Consider the following 18,199-nt stretch of genomic DNA (forward strand, 5'->3'; position numbering starts at 1 on the left):
CCGTATTGTCAATTTCAGGGTCGAAGACCTTCAGGCGACCGGTTCCTTTTCGTCACGCTCACGGCACACGAATCTTCGATGGCCGTTGCCGCGGCGGCGGGTCGACATAACCATCAGGCAGATTGACGGTCCGTGACAGCAATCTCTCGGCAATTTCAGCGGCGGCGGCACGCGCGCCCTCCTCCGAGCAGAAATTGCCGCGCACCTGTATGGCAGCGGCAAGCAGCCTAAAGAATGCGTCGCGCAGCTCCGGCAATGGCGGCCTCGGCTCATCCCAGAATCGATCCAAATCCCCCCGGTCGCTCAGGCCCTCTATGTCGTAAATCGCCGCCCCGAGCGCTTTGGCTGGCTTGCCAGCCCGCAGCGCCGAAAATGCCGCCGTGGAATTGACTGTTATCAGCCCCTCGCTGGCGGCCACCAGCCGGTCGAGATTGCCGCCATCCATGAAATGGATACGAGAAGACAGTCCGAAGAAAGCGCTGATGCCGTCGATATAGGCCTTCCAGTCCACAAGCCCGTTGTCGAGCGGATGCAGTTTCAGGACGAGATGCATTTCCGGCGCAGCATTTTCCGCAAAAGAGCGAAGAATCAGCCTGATGGCATCCCGCTGCTGATGAAAGGGCGAGTGCGCCCGCAATTGAAAATCGGTCTGAAGCTGCAATGGATAAACGAAGAAGCGCTTGCCGCTGGCGAGCAGCTGCTCGATCACGCCCTCCGCTTCGCGCGATCTTCTGCCGCTTGAGGGAAGTCTCCTCAACCACCCGGCATATTCCATAAGCGGGTGATAGAGCCCATGACGCCGATAGCCGGGATAGAGAAACCATAGAAAGACGGTCGGCAGATAATAGACGAGATCGTAGAGCGCTTCGGCGAGGAACGTCTGGCTGTAGCGGCGTGTCCAGTCCGGATCGGGCAGATTGGACGCCGCTTTAAGGATGTAGGCAGGGTCATTCGGAAAATGCGAATTGGAGGAGAGCCCGTCGCGCTCCAGCGTCACCCGGTCCGGCCGCAAATATCCCATCTCAACGACGGTGATGCTGACACCCAGCCGGCGCGCCTCCTCGATGGCGACCTTATGATAGGGACGCTCTTCGCCGTGCAGCACCATATCGGTGACATTTTCGGCCTCGATTCGCCGCCGGACATAGGCGCGCCAGCCAGCAAAATTGCCGCGATAATTGAAGGCGCTGCGCCAGCGCCACGAAATCCAGTCGCCGGCATTGAGGTTGATGCGAATGCAGCGGCCACCCGCCATTTCCAGGATTCCGGCGATCTCGACGAAGAGCGGCGAGGATGGCCCCTGCAGGAACAGGAACGTGCCCGGGGTATCGCCCCCTTTCCCCTGCCCGTCGGCCATTACTCCGGCACCTCGGCGCGAAGGCCCGCATAATGCAGCAATGCGCCGATCAGGTTCCACGGCGCCTCTTCCCGCGGTGGCTGCGGCTTTTGCGAATGGGCTCGCGCACGGCCAAGGGGAACGATGGCATAATCGGTGCGCGGATCCGGGAACGGGTCGGCGAAGGCCTTCAGCAGGGGCGCGTGATCGCCATAGAAAAGAAGCCACACCGGGCGATCCAGCCTATCGAGATGATGGGCAAGATTGCCGAGCGCGTGATCGGCGCGCATCAGCAGCTCGCCATAAATATCCACGGGATTGACCAGATCTCCGCAACGGCCCGGCTCCCAGGGGCCGTGATTCGCCATAGATGCGACAAAGACGAAATTCTTGCTGGTGCCATCGTCGTCAATCGTCCGAATCACACTCTTCGTCAGTGAGAGATCGCTGACATAGGGGCCATCGCGGTCCGGATTGTGATCGAATTCGTCCAGCATCATCATTCGGTCGAAGCCGAGCTGCGGCAATGCCTTGTGACGCAGGAAGAAGGTCTTGTCGTAAGGATGAATGAACTGCGTCTTCCAGCCCGCCTTTTTGAGCCGCGCCGGCCAGACGACATCCTTGTAATGACTAGCGCGCAGATAGGGATAGCTGGCATCGATATGCACATTTTCGGGCAGCAGCCCGCTCAAGACAGCAAATTCCGTTCGCAGCGTGTAGCCTCCCTCGAAAACGCTGGTCATGCGACCCCATTGCGAGGCCCGCTCACGCAGGCGATCGAGATTCGGAAGTTTGATGTTTTCGACGCCGAAATGCCTGAGGTCGATGAAGGATTCGGATTGCCAGACGACAATGAGCGGCTCGTCCTCGCCGTGATCCCAAAGCTCCTGAAGCGCCGAGATGAAGCGGCCGGACAATTCCGAGACGATTGCCTCGCGCCGGACACCAACCCAGATGACGAAATGAAAGACGACGGAAGCGAAGGTACCGAACCTCACGGTATCGATCTTGACATCGACCTTGCCCAAGAATTTCTGCGTGAAACGGCAGACCGGTTCGCTGATAACCCTGCTGAGCAAGGCAAGCCAGGGCACGAATGCGACGGCGAGCATCAGGAGAATCCACAGCAAGCCGTCGGATGCTGGCAGTACCGATGGCTCTAGGTACATATAGAGGCCGCTGAGGCCGAATACGTAAGCGAAGGCAATCACCCAGAAGACGATGTTCAGCGACGTCGCGTAGAAGATCTCCTTGTATTTGAAGACATCGACCACCAGCGCAATGTCCGAAAATACCAAGGGCTCCCGGATGAATTCGAATTTCGCCCGCGAAATTCCCGAGAAAATGACAAAGAAGCTGATCACCGCCTGCGTGCTGTAGATGGGACGCCAGGAAATCGCGAAGAAGGCGGCATAGATCAATGCGATGACCGGAATTCTCGCCGCCCAATCGCAAGCCAGGCGCCGCCAGCTTCTTGCCGTGCGGTTCTGCGCATTAACAGCCATCGGCATCGCAAATGGATCGGTCAAGAATACGACGACGCAGGAAAACACAAAGCAGGCGAGCGTCAAAAGAACTGGAAAATCATGCAGCTTCAAGATTGTGCCATCCAAATGCCCGCTGCCTGCCGCAGCGTTTTCCAAATCCGTGGGGAACGGATCGCCAATTCCCTGCTCTGCCTTCTCTTGCCGACGCGCGACTGACAACGCGGCATCGACGATTGCTTCGTATTACTTATCACGATCAAAGCCTTGCTCGGCCGTATCGGCAAGACCAGGATATGCATCCTGCCCAAATATTTTTCGCGTTTTGCGCGAAAGCCACCATTTCAGCAGTGGTTTTATCAGCGGCCCGAAATAGGCAAGCGCGGTCAGCGACAATCCGAAGTGGATTTTCGCCTGTCCCCGATCCAGCCCGCGAACGATTCTTGCGGCCACCGCCTCGGCGCTCCAAGGCTTGACGGCCCCCATCAACATTTCCGCCTCGCGCGGTCTGAGGGAGATTTCGCGTCGGTATTGCGGCGTCAGCGTATCGGGCGGAAAGCAGATGGAAACGTATACGCCGGTGGCGGCCGCCTCGGTGCTCAAGGCTTCGGCAAAACCGGCCAGTGCCGATTTCGATGCACAGTAGGCGGTATAGCCGAAGATGCCGATCAGAGCGGCACCCGAGGAGATCATCATGATCCGGCCGCTGCGCCGCCGCTTCATGCCCTTGTAGACTGCGCGAACGGCATTCGCCGTTCCGAGAAAATTGATAGCGATCTGCTCATCGAAAACCGATACCGGCATCGCGTCGAAGGCTTGGGGCTCGACGATACCAGCCGAAGCGATGAGGATATCGCAGGGGCCGAAGGACGCCTCGCAAAGCTCCACCGTCCGCGCGGTCTCCGCGGCTGAGGCGACGTCCACGGAACATATCCGGATAAGGGCGTCGTCGACGCCTTGAAGCGATGCAATCTCGGCTCGCGCCTCCTCGAGGCGCCCGGGATGACGGGCAAGAAGCGAAACGCGATCCCCCCTGGCCGCATAAAGTTTCGCTATCGCCAGACCAATTCCGCTCGAACCTCCCGTGACGATAACATGCATGAGTCAATCGTCCTGAATTTACGATCCGGCTGGGACCAGGCCCATCGGCAGCAATTGCATCATCTTGTCCATATCGAGCGATGCGAGACCGAAATTCCGGTCCAGCAAACTCTTCAGTTTTTCTGCCGTAAGCGCGACCGCGCGCCGGATTTGCTCTTCGGTATGGTTACAGGTGATGAAGAAGCGAAGCCGCGCCATGCCTTCGGGCACCGCCGGATGGATGATCGGCAGGACATTGATGCCTTCGGCCAGCAGATCGTTCGAAAGCTGCGCTGCCCGAAGCGAATCGCCGACGATGACGGGCACGACCGAGTGACCCGCACTGAGGCCGGTATCGAGGCCTGCCGCCCTCGCCTCTTCGAGGAACAGCCGACCGTTGCACCCGAGGCGTTCGGTTCGCTCAGGCTCGGATCGCAGGATATCCAGACCGGCGATGGCGGCGGCGGCAAGAACGGGCGAGAGCCCGACGCTGTAAACAAAGCCGCCGGCTTCCGCTTTCAGAATATCGGCAAGTGCACTGCTGCCGGCGATATAGCCGCCGCAGCTCGAGGTCGTCTTTGAAAGCGTACCCATCCAGATATCGACGTCCCGGGGATCGAGGCCGAAATGCTCGAAAGTGCCACGACCCGTCTTGCCGAGAATGCCGAGCGCATGCGCCTCATCGACCATCAGCCAGAAACCGTAACGCGCCTTCAGCTCCAGCAGAGCTGGCAGATCGGCGATATCGCCATCCATCGAATAGATTCCTTCGACGATGACCAGGATGCGGCGAAAATCGGATGACAGCGTCTTCAGGATGTTCTCGAGGCTGTCGGCGTCGTTATGCTGAAAAAGCCGGCGTGCCGCACCCGACAGCTTGATGCCAGCGAGCGCGCTGTTGTGAATGAATTCGTCATGGATCACCAGATCCTGCGGCCCCATGAGACAGCCGATCGCCGCGACATTGGTCAGATAGCCGCTGACGAAGCAGACGGCGGCGTCGACACCATAGACCGCGGCAAGCTTTCGTTCCAATTCCACATGCCCCGGCCGCTCACCTGCGACCAGGCGGCTCGCCGAAGCTGAAATGCCGAAACGATCGATCGCCTGCTTGGCGCTTGCAGCGACATGCGGATCGGTATTGGTCGCCAGATAATCATAGGAGGCGAAATTGATGAACTCGCGCCCGCCAATGCGCGTGGTTGCACCAGCTGCTGCATCGTGCGAGCGATAGAAGGGGTTGGCAACACCGAGCAATTCACCGGCGATGCGCTGCGTTGCGACGCGCTTGTACTCCGGCAAGTCTTCGAAACGCGCTGCCTGGCGTTGCTGTGCCGGCGGCTGCCTGTTCAAGCGCTCGGCACGGTTACGCCCGGAGGATTCGCCAACGCGCCGCATCTGCTCCAGCAGCTTGCTCTTCTTCTGCTCCGCCGGGCTGCCATCATTGGCATCATGCATCGTCACTGAGCGGCCCTTTTTTCCTGTTCCGCGGCATGGCTGCGCGCCAGCCGCTCGACTATCTGGTCATTGCCCGCGGCGTCACCCTTCACATCGTCACCGTTGCGATTCATGACGCGATCACGCAAACGGCTGACGACGTCGCCGACCGTCGTGCCCTCGCCGACACCGCTCAAAGGAATGTCGAAACCGGTCTTTTGCTGGAAGCTCATGCCGAGTTCCATCGCCATCAGGCTATCGAGGCCGATATCCTTCAAAATCTTGTCGGGCGTCACGGTATCTTGGGTGACGCGGAGGATCGCGGCAATTTCCGCAGCAACAAGCCCATGTAGGGCAGCTTGGGCCTCCTCTTCCGATTTGCCGCTGATCAACTCCCTTAGATCGATGCTGTCTCCCTCGCTCAGGGCCTGATGGCTGCCCGTATGCCGCATCAGCGGTTCGAAGAGCGAGCGGCCGGCGATCGGCAACAGGCGAACGGCATTCCAGTCGATCTCGCCGATCATGACGGCTGCGGCATCGACGGCGCCGGTGTCGGCCAGAATATAGCGCTCGACCTGTTCCAGCGCGTCGCGCGCCTTCAATGCGGCCTTACCTAGCCGCTTGGACAAGAGATCATTGACCTCGCCGTTGCGCGCAAGGAAACCCTTGTCGGCGATGGCGCCGAAGCCGACGGCGAGAGCCGGCTTGCCGGCGGCGCGACGCGCGCGGGCCAGGCCTTCCAGATAGCCGTTTGCCATCACGTAATTGGCCTGCCCCGGATTGCCGAGCATGGTCGTTGCCGAGGAGAAAAGAAGAAAGAGTTCAAGCTCGTCGCCCCGCGTCAAACGATCGAGAGTTCCGGCGCCGCGCATCTTGACCTCGAGAATGGGGCGATTGCGCTCCGGCGTCAGATTGGCAAGAAGCGCATCATCGAGAACCATGGCGGCGTGAACAACGCCCTTCAGCGCTCCTTCGGCGCGAAGAGCGGCCAGCAGCGTTTCGACCGCGGTTGCATCGGTAATGTCGCAGGCATGCAGCGTCGCCACGACGCCGCGCTTTGCCCAATCGGCCATTGCCTTCCTGGTTTCCGTGTCGGCAATGCCTCGCCGCGAGCATAAGGCTATGCGGCGCGCGCCCCTGGAGACGAGCCAATCGGCAGCGGAAAGTCCAAAGCCGCCGATGCCGCCCGCAACCAGGAAAATGCCCCTGGCATCGAAGCGCAAAGGTTTCGCCGAAGCCCGCAAGACGCTATCGACATCCGGAATGGGTGGCCGCACGACGATCTTGCCGATATGGCCGGCATTCTGCATCAAGCGGAATGCGTTGCCGATCTCGTCATGGGCGAAGGCGCGATATGGCAGCGGCGTCAGCTTTTCCTCCGCGAAGAGCTGTCCGATCTCGGTGAAAATACGCCGCGTAAGATCGGGCGCATTGGCCAGGAGCTGATCCGCATCGATGCCGAAATAGCTGACATTGCGCCGGAAAGGGCGCAGGCCGATCTTGCGGTCGGCATAATAGTCGCGCTTGCCCAGTTCCAGGAAACGACCGAAGGGTTTGACCAGCTCGATGCTTCGCTCCATCGCTTCGGAAAAAAGCGAGTTGAGAACGAGATCCACACCCTGGCCACCGGTAAGGAGCCGCACGCCCGAGACGAAATCCAAAGAGCGGGAATCGAGCACATGATCGGCGCCAAGCATTTCAAGGAAGCCGCGCTTCTCGACCGTACCGGCCGTGGCGATCACCCTCGCACCTCTATGCTTGGCGATCTGGAGTGCTGCAAGACCAACGCCGCCGGCAGCTCCATGGATCAGAATGGTTTCACCCGGCTGAATGCGTCCGAGCTCGACCATCGCGTAATAGGCTGTCAGAAAAGCAACCGGCACCGTCGCAGCAGCAGTGGCTTTCATTCGCTCCGGCAGCTTGGTGACGCCGTCGCGCCGGACCCGAACATGGGTCGAGAACGCAGCCGGCCCGATGCCCATAACCGTGTCGCCGGGCTGGAGATCATCAACTGCATCGCCCACAGCCAAAATTCTACCCGCGAATTCCATGCCGATCGTGGCGCCGGCGAAGCCATCTTCCAAGGCCTCTTCGGGCAGGAGACCCATTGCCCACATGACATCCCGGAAGTTGAGGCCTGTGGCTTCGACGGAAACGACGACCTCGCCTTGATCAGGCACGGGAAGGCTGGTTTCTTCCCAGGCCACGCTATCCAGGCGACCGCCGACATGCTGCCGGATCGTTGCCGTCTCGAAATCCTGCCGGCTCGCTTCGATGGTGCCGAAAGGACCGGCAGCAGCTCTGATTTCGCGGATTTTTCCGGTCAGGCGATCCAGAAACCACTCTCTGTTCTCCGTCTCCGCCGCCATCAGGGCGTCGATGACCATAACAGTCCGCTTGTCATCCGCATCGGCATCCAGCAGATGCACATCGAAGGCATCATATTCGTTTTGCAGGACACGTCCGAAGGCCCAAAAGCCGGCATTGGCCTCATCGACAGAACCGGCCGCCAGCGGGGAACCGCCCGGTGCAACGACGATCAGCCGGCACTTTGCGCCATCGCTTTTCCGCGACAATAGATTCGCCAATTCGGCGAAGGCCGACAGACGGGACAGCGAGAGTTCCGTTACCTCGCCAGACTTCCTGCTTGCGAGATACACGATCCGACGAGTATCGCAATCGATAGCACCAAGGACGTCGGCAAGATTTGCAGGCGATGCGCCGAGATCGATGATCGCCATCCTCTTATCGAGTTTGGCCAGGCCGTTCCTGCCTTGCTCCGACAGGATCAGGATCGGCTCGGCGGCTTCAGCGGTGCTCGACGCTTCCGGCCGTCGTTCAGAGAAGGCCGACACTGCTATCAGGGAACCTTCGGGGAAAGTCAGTTCGCGGATCCGAGGCTCGGCAAAGCCAAGTGTTTCCAGCAGATCCTCGATCTGTTGCGGTGTACCGAGCCGTCCGACCGGGAATTCCGGCGATTGGCTATCGGAAAACCAGCCTTCGGACAGGCCGAAGACGAAATCATTGAAGGCGCTCGGTGCCCGGTCGGCCAGCAACAATTGCCCGCCGCCGGCGGCGACCGTCCGGAGAATCCGCTTGATGTCGTCGTTGTCGCGCATCAGATGCTGGCTCTGATCGCCGGACGCGACGACGATGTCGGCATTGGTGCGATCCGGCAGCCTGGCGGGGTCCGTCACGATGACATGCGCATCGCGCTCGAAAGCGATCTCCAGCGCGCGGCGGGCGTGCTCGCGCGGTTCGGCGATGAGAAGGCATGCGCCAGCGGCGGAGGCGGCGGCCGCCAGCTTTCGGCTGAAAACGGCAGACACGGAACCGATCTCAAGAATGTGCTCGATCAACCCGGCATTGGCTTTGATAGCGGACGCCAGTGCCTCCGCAAGCAGGGAAAGCCGCCTTTCGCTCAAAGGAGAGTGAAGAAGCATATGTTCCAGGGTCGCCCCGCCCGAAATGCTTGCGCCTCGGTTCGCTGGCTCCTGCTCCACGACATGCGGGCGGATCATCGCCAAATGCTCGAGTGTCTCGCGATGGGCATTGCTTACGAGAACAGCCTCAGCCACGCGCCCGGCGTCCTCGCGATAGATTTCCTGCAGCAATTCAGCCAGCGGAGGCAATGTCGGCTCTCGCGGGATCTCCCATTTGCCGTCCCTCGCTGCCGCTATGCCGGCGTCCTCGAGAATATAGAGGCAATTGACGAGAAACGACCTGAATTCGGAAGCGCCGGGAAGGCTGGAGAATACGACGCTGCCCTTACGATCGGCTACGGTCAGCGCTATGTCGTGGCAGGCACGATAGACTGCCGCGTCGAGAAGAAGGCTCGCATTGTTGAGCGCATGGTTTCCTTCGAAGCTCGACTGCGGTGAAATCCGCAATGCACCGGTGCCGGCTTCGTCTCTGCCGGCAAAAATGGCCGATGGCACGCTCTCATAGTGAAACGCAACGGACTCCAGCGTTGCCCGGCGGCGCAGCTGCGTGCGGCGGAAGCGGCAATCATCGAGAACCGCAATCGGCCTGCCGCCCGCGTCGAACAAGGCGAAGCGCGCCTTGACCGAATTTGCGCTGAACCGGTCGATCTCGATCCGTGCTTTGACAATCGATCTTCCCCTGCCGAAAGCCTTCACGGTGCCGAAGTGAACGGGAATATAGGGCGCGCCGGCCTCATCGCCGGAAAACTGATCGAACAATGCGACGAGACCGTGAAATGCGGCGTCGACCGACATGGGGTTGAGATTGTAAGTCCCAAAAGGATGCGCAGGCACCGCCGGCGGCTTCAGATCCACCTCGATGAGATCTTGGCCGAAAGCGACCGCCTTTGCCAGAAGCTGGAAATGCGGGCCATAATGCAATCCGAAACGCTCCGCGGTTTCATAGGTCACTTCGGAGGTCAGAACGGATTTGCGATCCCTGCCCGAACGTTCGGCAGGCTCGCTACTCCCCTCGCCGCTTACGGGCTTGCGGCAACGCCCGACGGCATGCACCGTCCATTCGTCATGGCTAAAGCGTTCACGCGACCGGATCTCAATGTCTCCGGTCTCGGGTGACAGGATGGTCGAAAGCTCGACCATGCGATCCTGGGACAATTCGAGCGGCCGGATGATTTCGAGATTGCCGATCTCAACCTCATCCGTCCCGTAATATTGCTGTGCTGCGGTGACGGCGATTTCGACGAAGCCGCTGCCCGGCATGATTGCCTTGCCGTCGACCACATGCTCCGCAAGATCCGGAAAAAGACGAGCGTCGAGATGGTTCTTCCAATTCGAACCATTGGGGTCGGTCCGCCAGCCGAGCAGCGTATGATCATTTTTTCGGTCGCGACCGAAGATATCGATCTCGTCAGCTGTCGGTTGCGTGCGCAATTCCAGCGGCTCGAACGGCAGGGACGGCAGCTTGACGAACGCGTTGCGCGTGGCGCTGCCGCGTGCCCGCAGCGCCGGCGCACCGTTGGCGACCGCCCGCGCGAATGATTGTGAAACCGGATCATGACTGGCAACGGGAGCTTCACGCAGCAAGGTCGGTATGGCAATGACCTGAACGGAAGACTGCTTGGCGATCTCCGCCACATAATTGGACAGGATCGGGCGTGGCGAAATTTCGATGAAGAGATTGCATCCCATCGCCATGGCCGTCTGACAGCCGGCCTTGAAGAGCACGGGATCGCGAACATTGCGCCACCAGTATTGCGTATCCAGCAGCCGCCCGTCGCGCAGTTCGCCGGTCACGGTCGAAATGAAGGTCCCTGCCCCGCTATCCGGCGCCAGATCGGGCAGATCGGTCAGAAAGGCATCCCTGGCACGATCGATGATCGGGTGATGGAACGGATAGTTGATATCGAGGACGTGCGCGACGATCTGGGATTTGCGCGCCGCATCTCTGAACGCTTCCACCTCGTCGGCCGGGCCGGAGATCGTTACCGAATTCGACGCATTGATCGCCGCAATACAGATGTTGTCGAGGCCATGGGACTTCGCAAAGGCCAAGGCGGCATCCTCGCCCAGTACAACGGCGGCCATCTTGCCTTCGCCGGCAAGAAGATCCTGATGCAGCGAGCGCTTGGCGACGATTGCGACCGCCTCGGCAGCCGTCAGCGCCTTAGCGGCATAGGCCGCGGCAATTTCGCCGACCGAATGGCCGAGGACAGCATCCGGCCTGACGCCCATCGACCACAGGCAGTCCGAGAGAGACGCCTGGATCGCGAACAACAGAGGTTGCGCAATCTTGGTGTCGGCAAGCCGTGCGGAAAGATCGGTAGCAACCAGAACATCCGTCAGCTTCTCGCCGAGATAATATTCGAAAAGGGCGCTGAAGGACTGGAAGCATTGCCGGAAATGGCGGTTCTCCTCATAGGCGCCAACGCCCATACCGGCCCATTGAGACCCATTGCCGGAAAAGACGAAGGCGATCTTGGCAGCTTGCGCCGGCGCCTCGCCCGCCTCGCCGACCGATGTTTTGCCGGACAGGTGCGCGTCGATCGCGGCGAGTACCGCCGCACTATCCTTGGCACGGGCCGCAAAGCGATGACGCATGGGTTCGCGATTGGCGGCGGCGGAAGCGACGATCTGCCGAGCTTCTCTGGGCTCGACGCTTTCAAGGCTCGCCTTGTATTTCACGAGCAACTTCGAAAGCGCGGAAGCCGTATGAGCGCTCGCCGCAAAAACCACTCCTTCGCCTTTGATTTGCGGCTCGGGCGGCGCAACCGGATCAGGATCACTGATGACGACGTGCGCGTTCGTACCGCCGAAGCCGAAGGAGTTGATGCCCGCAAAACGCGGTTGCTTCGCAGGGAGGAGTTCGATCGCAGACGTATTGACGCGGACGTTCAAGCCCTCGAAATCGATCGCCTCGTTCGGGCGGTCGAAATGCAGGGAAGCCGGGAGGAAATTATGCTCCAGTGCGATGATCGCCTTCAGCAGTCCAAACAGGCCTGATGCGGGTTCGGTATGGCCGATATTGGTCTTGATCGACCCGATCGGCACCGGCGCCCGCCGGTTGCGCCCTACGACCTCGCCGATCGCCCAGATTTCGGCGGGGTCGCCGACCTTCGTTCCCGTTCCATGCCCTTCGATGAAGGCAATGCGATTGACATCGATCCCGCGCCCTTCGTAGATCGACTGCAGCAAGGCTGCCTGCGCCTCTCGCGACGGCATGGAGATGCCGTTGGTCCGCCCCGAGGAATTGACGCCGACGGCATGGATCCTGGCATAGCTGCGGTCCTTCTCGCGCAGCGCGACATCCGTCCGGCGTAAGACGATCGCCGCGCCGCCTTCAGCCCGAACATAACCGCGTCCATCCTCGGCATAGGCGCGGCAGAGGCCCTCCGGCGACAGCATGCGCGCCTGTGCGAAGCCAACGAAGGACATCGGGTGGAGCAGGACATTGATGCCGCCAACGATTGCGGTATCGATCTCGCCGCTCTCCAGCGCCCTCACCGCCTGGTCGAGCGCAACCAGCGACGACGAGCAGGCCGTGTCGATCGTCATGCTCGGCCCGCGCAGGCCGAATATGTGCGAGATGCGATTGGAAACGATCGAAAGCGTATTGCCCGTCATGAAATACGGGCTACCCGAGGCCGGATCTTCGAGCGTCAGGTTGCCATGCTCAAGGGAGGATGCACCGACATAAACGCCGACCCGCTGCCCCTCGAAACCGTCAATCGGTAGATTTGCATCTTCCAAAGCCCGCCAAACGACATTGAGAAGGATGCGCTGCTGCGGATCCATCTGCATCGCTTCGCGCTGGGAGAGGCCGAAAACAGCAGGGTCGAAGGCGTAGATATTGTCGAGAACGCCGGCCGCATATGTGTAGGTCTTGCCCGGGACGCCTACAGCCGGATGCCAAAAGCGCGCAAGGTCCCAACGCTCTTCAGGTATACGGCTTATCGTACAACGCCCTTCCTTGAGGACAAGCTGCAATTCTTCAATCGAATCCGCCCCAGGGGCAACGCTTGCCCGCCCGATAATTTCAACCGTCATGATCTCTCAGCAATATTCTACGAAGTACACCAAGCTGGCCAATTTCAATATCAACTGTCCACATCATCATTATCTATGGTTGTCATTGATAAAAAATCTGCGTGTACAACCAATATGCGGCAGTGCAGCAACCGATGCAATATGAGATCTCTCAGCCCTCAATCCACGTAGAAAATCGCAGCCTTTGTTCGCGTCCACTGCAATTATTTCCGTCATTCAGTTCGCGACGAATCCCGCCCCTTCACAAGGCATGATCCGTCACGATCATACAGATGTCGGCACTCGCCGATGAATAGAGGCACAAGCAGCCGTCGTCAGAGCTGCAAAAGCCTCCATCGCCCGGCTATTGTCCCAGATTAGCCGCCGTCGCCGCCCCTTGCGAGGCGATACCCAATGGCGTGCCGATAAGGTTCAAGAATTTTCGAATATCAACCGAGGGATGACGCGAGACATAGATGACGTCGCGGCTCTTGACCGGGAAGGTCTGTCCAACGATCAGGCTATCGGGATTGGACATGTCAAACCGGTAGACGATCGGGTAGCGTCCCCTGGCATCGATGCCATAGCGCGATCTGCAGGTCATCTCGATCAGAGCTGGATCAGATCGAGATCTCTGCCGATCTCGCTTTTGGCGATATCGACGACGCTCATCTCGTGCGTGAAGAGGATCGTCTGGAAACGGTCGGCCGTTGCGGCAAGAACCTGCAGCCCGGCGCGGGCGCGCTCGTCGTCGAAGGTCTGGAAGATGTCGTCGACGATCAGCGGCGCCGGCTCGTTGCGGGCGGAATAATCTTCGAGAAATGCCAGCCGCAGGGCAAGATAGAGCTGATCGCCGGTGCCTTCGCTCAGGCCATCCAGTGGCACGCGTTCGCCTGCGGCGCGTTCCGCCAGCAGCTGCAGCGCATCACTTTCATCGTGGGCTTCGACGAGACGGGCAAAACGGCCGCCGGTCAGCTGCGAGAACAGCTCGCCCGCCCGCCTGATGACGGGATCGGCCTGCTTTTCGCGATAGGCCTCCATCGAGCCCGCCAGCATGCGGGCCGCAATCTTCAACACGACCCATTGCCGCGCGAGATCCTTTGCCTCCTGCTCGGCCGAAAGCTTTTCGAAAACTGCATATTCGGCACTTACGCCCGTTTCCAAGGCCTGCCGCTGGCGGCGGTTCTCCGCCAGCCGTGCCGAAAGCTCTCCATGCATGGCGAACTGCCGCTGGTCTTCCTCGGTCAATCGCTCGATTTCGAGATCGGCGGCGACGCGTTCGAAGCCGGCAAGCTCGGCCCGAAGATCGCCTTCGGCCTTGCCATCGGCCTGCTGGCGGAAACGATCGCGGCTTTCGACGAGCCGTTCAGTCAGCCGCAGACGTTCACGCAGCCGCGACAGCAAAGCCGGCAGATCTTCCACGCCGCCGAGATCGGCAGTCAGATGATCGAGATCCGCCGCGATGGCAGCAAGTGCCGCCTCCTGGCGGACTACGTGCCCTTCCCCACGCTGCTGTTCCTCTTCCAGGCTGTCGCGTTTCTTCAGTTCGCCGCGCATGGCGTTGACGCGGGTGTGCAGCGCCTCGGCGGCGGCGTCCGGTGGCAGATGGTCCAGCTCATAGCCGCTATTGGCTGCAAGGGTCGCCAGTCGCCGCTCGAAATCCGCCATGTCGCGCCGCATGCCATTGACGCGGCGCAGGCGGTTTTCGCGCTCCGCCAGGACATCGGGCAGCTCCTGCCATGCCTTCAGGGCGGCATTCGCCATATCCAGCGTCGTATCGGATGGCAGGCCAAGAAGTGCGATGGCCTTGCCGAAAGCCTCGCGCCAGTCGGTGTGCTGCCGTTCCAATATCCGCTGCTGGTCCTCGAATCGCGCCAGCCGGTCACGCGCCGCGCCGATCTCCCCTTCCCGCGTGCGGCTTTCGCTCCAGCGTTCCGAAAGAAGACGCAGATGCTTGCGTAGGCCTTCAGCAATCGCGGCCGGTGGAAGGCGCCCGCTCTTATAGCCGGTCGCCTCGACGATATCCTGCAAGGCGGGCAAGACGCGGCCTTCCGCCAACGCATTCTCCTCCCGTTCGTCCCGCAGATCCCGCAATGCCTTGCGCTCGCGTCGTAGCAGTTCCACTCCGCGTCGCCATTCCAGCATCGTCGATGGATAGAGGGCATCAATGCCGCAGGGTTCAAAAAGCGCTGCGAAGGTCGCCTGGGCATCCTTCAGGGCCTTCTCGCAGCTCTTCAGCCGACCAGAGGCCTCTTCGCGCTCCTGCAGCAGGCGTGTTTGACGAAGGCGATAATCAGCATGGCGTGCGACACGATCCGCATCGCTCAGGGCCGCATCGGCCAGGCGATCGGCCTCGGCAACACCGACGGTCAGCGCCGCAAGCACCTTGGCTTCCGGGCCTACGCCGTCCGTCCACCTTTGCTGGATGGAGGTCCATTGCGCATCACGGCTCGCGCGCGCGGCGATGATCTGTTCGCGGGTGACGATCGGCCCGGTGCGCTCTGCGTCCGCGAGCGTTCGTTCTATCTCGGCCAGTTGCTCGTCATGGTTCTGCAGCTTGCCGGCAGCATCGCGTGCCTTCGATCGCACAGCGTCGATGACATCGCGATGCCCAGTAATCTCCGTCGTTTCCGGCAGCGGCACGGAGAAAAGCGCGTCAATGTCACTAACCGGTGGCTGCAGTCGTCCGGCTGCTTCCTTGAGATCGGATTCGATGCGGCGTATCTGCGTGTCCAGCCCGTCAATACGGCTCAAGGCCGAGAGATCGCTGCCCAGCGCCTCGAGCTGATCGATGTAGGGCCGCGGATCGATGAGCCGGCCCGCAAGGCTATCCTTCTCAAGCGCAGCAAGCTGCCGGCGCTCGCTCTCGGATTGCTCGGCAAGGGATTGCATCTGCCGCGCGAGCTGCCTGCCCTCATCCACCAGCTCGGACAGGCGCGCACGGTCGACATCGCTCGGCTGCTGCCGTTCCAGCTCTGCTTCGGCAAGACCGAGACGACGGGCAAGCTGCGAAAGCGTCGTGTCATAACCGGCAAGCTCCTGATCGACGCGCGGCAGATCGTGACGCTGGGCCCGGTAGTTGCCGGTATCGGCAAAGAGCTGGGTGATATCGCCCGACATCTGCAACAGCGCTTCATCGACCTGGATGCGCGACAGGTCTTCCTCGGCGCGCAGAACGGCTTGCCGAGCTCGGCGCAGTTCCTCCTCGCTCGCTTGTTTATCGCGCAATCTCTGTTCAAGCGTATCGGCGAAGCCTTCCGGTATGGCGGAAAGGTCGGACAGTCCGTCGAGCCCGAGGGTTTCCGCGTCGATTTCGGCGAGCAAGGGCTGCAAGGTCTTCAGCCTCTTGAGCCGGTCCAGTGCTTCTCGCGTGCCGCGACGTTCCGCCTGCAGGCGGTCCAGTTCCGTCTCCAGCTCGGCCGCTTCGGCAAGGAGCTTCTTCCAGTCGCCGGACTTCAGCTCATTGTCCCGCTCCGCCTTGCGGGCATCTTCGTAGCGGTCGATGGCTTGGTAGAAACCGCGATCCTTCGAGCGTCTGGCCGCATAGATGCCGTCAGCCTCCGCCTCCAGCGACTGGCGTAGCCGGGACAGGCCGGTCAGGCCGGAAGCAGCCGAAAACAGCAGGCTGCCGATCTCGCCGCCGCTGCGCAGCATGGCGGTCGCACCCTGCCGCAGCCTTTGGGAGTCGAGACCGAAGGCGCGCTCGAAGACATCGCGGCTCAAATTGCCGAGGAAAGGCGAAAGCGCATCCTCGGCGAACGGCGTCTCCTTGTCATCAGGAGCCAGAAGCGTTCCCTTCCGGCCGCGGCGGCGACGGAAGCTTAAGCGTGCTCCGTCGCGCGCATTGATATCGGCTCCGATCCGCAAAGCTCCGGGTTCGTGCAGGAAACTCTGCTCGGCGGCGGTCGGGAAGCCGAAAAGAAGATCGGAGATTGCGCTCAGGGCCGAGGATTTACCCGCCTCGTTCGGACCATAGATCACGTGCAGCCGCGCACCGGGGCGAAAATCGAGCATGCGATCGGTGAGCGCGCCATAGCGGAGAATATCGAGCCGCGTAAAGCGCATCAGCCCGCCCCCTGCCCGCGCGCCAGCAGCAATTGCCGCGCCTCCTCGATGAGGGTGTCCACGCTGTCATCCAGCGGCATATCAGTTGCGCCGAGGCCACCCGGCAGACGCACGGCAATCTCGTCGATCAGCCGGCCGGCTTCCGCGGCAATATCGGCATCGCCGGCATGTTCGGCCAGCAGTTGGCGCAGATCGAGCGCGCCGTCCGCATCCGCCGCTTTCTCCGACGGCGGCTCCAGCCGCAATTCCAGCTTTTCCAGCCAGATATCCTCATGCACGCGGTGGCAGGCGGCTTCCACCTCGTCGCGCCATTGCTGGCGATTGGCGGCCATTGCGCCGTGTAGCAGCGTCACGCCAGAAAGCCGGACGCGCAACGCGGTCATACGCCCTGCCATCTCATCGGCAAAGGGTTGCACCGCCTGTTCCACATGGCGCAGGATCGCCGCCTGATCGTCATCAGGACTGACGACGATATCGACTTGCGCAAAGCGCGCCTCGTCAACGATCAGTCGCTCGTGGTCGATCCGCCCGTCTTCAACGGTCACCAGCACCGCACCCTTGGCACCGCGCTCGCGGATATTGCGACCCTGCAGATTGCCCGGAAAGATGACGATTGGATCCTGCGCCACCACTTCATAGTCGTGCACATGACCGAGCGCCCAGTAGTCATAGCCGCGCGAGCGCAGGTCATCGACGGAGCATGGCGCATAGGGCGCATGCGGCTCGCGGCCGGTGAGCGAGGTATGAAGAATGCCGATGTTGAACCAGCCGGAGACAGGTGCGGGATAGGAAATCGCCAGATTGTCGTTAGCGGAGCGTTCGGCAAAGCCTTGGCCATGCAGCGCCACCTGCAGCGCCTCCAGCCTGACGCTGCCGGGCTTGCCGGTCGGAAACTCATGGACGTTTGACGGCAGGGTGATGGTCTTGGTGATGACGCTTGCCGCATCGTGATTGCCACGCAGCAGATAGACCGGAATATCAGCCCGCTCCAGCCGCGCCATCTCGCGATTGAAGAACAGGCCGATCTTGTTGTCCTTCCAATCGCCGTCATAGACATCGCCGGCAATCACGAAGAAATCGACACGCCTTTCGATCGCCAGCCCCACCAACGTCGAGAAGGCCTTGCGACTGGCTTCGACGAAGACCGCGGCGACGGCGGCATCCTTTAGAGCCAGACCCTGAAAGGGGCTGCCAAGGTGCAGATCGGCGGCATGAATGAAGCTGAAAGAGGGCATGGGCTCCGATAGCAGTCAGATATCCGGTCTTTCCCTTGTAAGGAAACGGAGACGCGATGAATACCGCGTGGACTACTTCATCCAATGGTTTCGCAA

General features: G+C 61.0%; 7 protein-coding genes and 1 pseudogene. All 8 read right to left on the minus strand.

The features are described from left to right. Positions 1–58: 58 nt before the first annotated feature. Positions 59–1,357 carry a capsule biosynthesis protein gene (locus FP026_RS21350; RefSeq protein WP_149636606.1) on the minus strand — a complete coding sequence of 433 codons (1,299 nt, stop codon included), beginning with the start codon at positions 1,355–1,357 and terminating at the stop codon, positions 59–61. Further along, a complete protein-coding gene (locus tag FP026_RS21355; protein WP_149636607.1) occupies positions 1,357–2,934 on the minus strand; it encodes an LTA synthase family protein in 1,578 nt (525 codons plus the stop codon). Before FP026_RS21355 ends, FP026_RS21350 begins: the two co-directional genes overlap by 1 nt. Before the next feature lie 132 nt (positions 2,935–3,066). Beyond that, entirely contained in the window at positions 3,067–3,921 is an 855-nt protein-coding gene (locus FP026_RS21360; protein ID WP_149636608.1) for an SDR family oxidoreductase, read from the minus strand. 18 nt (positions 3,922–3,939) lie between these two features. Then, the gene (locus FP026_RS21365; protein WP_149637167.1) at positions 3,940–5,358 is read right to left on the minus strand and encodes an aminotransferase class I/II-fold pyridoxal phosphate-dependent enzyme; all 1,419 of its coding nucleotides are present in this window, start codon (positions 5,356–5,358) and stop codon (positions 3,940–3,942) included. A 2-nt stretch (positions 5,359–5,360) separates the two neighbouring features. Further along, positions 5,361–12,824, minus strand: a complete 7,464-nt coding sequence (locus FP026_RS21370) for a type I polyketide synthase (protein WP_149636609.1) — start codon at positions 12,822–12,824, stop codon at positions 5,361–5,363. Between the two features lie 343 nt (positions 12,825–13,167). Then, a pseudogene (locus FP026_RS21375) lies at positions 13,168–13,380 on the minus strand (polysaccharide biosynthesis/export family protein); the annotation flags it as partial. Positions 13,381–13,412: 32 nt separating this feature from the next. Next, a complete protein-coding gene (locus FP026_RS21380; protein WP_149636610.1) occupies positions 13,413–16,868 on the minus strand; it encodes an ATP-binding protein in 3,456 nt (1,151 codons plus the stop codon). Then, on the minus strand, positions 16,868–18,103 hold the full coding sequence (locus tag FP026_RS21385) for a metallophosphoesterase family protein (protein ID WP_149636611.1): 1,236 nt from the start codon (positions 18,101–18,103) through the stop codon (positions 16,868–16,870). The genes FP026_RS21380 and FP026_RS21385 overlap by 1 nt, the downstream gene beginning before the upstream one ends. Positions 18,104–18,199 lie beyond the last annotated feature (96 nt).

Source organism: Martinezella tropici (assembly GCF_008370325.1).
Classification (GTDB): Bacteria; Pseudomonadota; Alphaproteobacteria; order Rhizobiales; family Rhizobiaceae; genus Rhizobium; species Rhizobium tropici_B.

Bases quoted from the DNA above. Each gene is read 5' to 3' on its own strand.
- FP026_RS21350 (WP_149636606.1), bottom strand. From the start codon at position 1,357: ATGGCCGACGGGCAGGGGAAAGGGGGCGATACCCCGGGCACGTTCCTG.
- FP026_RS21360 (WP_149636608.1), bottom strand. From the start codon at position 3,921: ATGCATGTTATCGTCACGGGAGGTTCGAGCGGAATTGGTCTGGCGATA.
- FP026_RS21365 (WP_149637167.1), bottom strand. From the start codon at position 5,358: ATGCATGATGCCAATGATGGCAGCCCGGCGGAGCAGAAGAAGAGCAAG.
- FP026_RS21370 (WP_149636609.1), bottom strand. From the start codon at position 12,824: ATGACGGTTGAAATTATCGGGCGGGCAAGCGTTGCCCCTGGGGCGGAT.
- FP026_RS21380 (WP_149636610.1), bottom strand. From the start codon at position 16,868: ATGCGCTTTACGCGGCTCGATATTCTCCGCTATGGCGCGCTCACCGAT.
- FP026_RS21385 (WP_149636611.1), bottom strand. From the start codon at position 18,103: ATGCCCTCTTTCAGCTTCATTCATGCCGCCGATCTGCACCTTGGCAGC.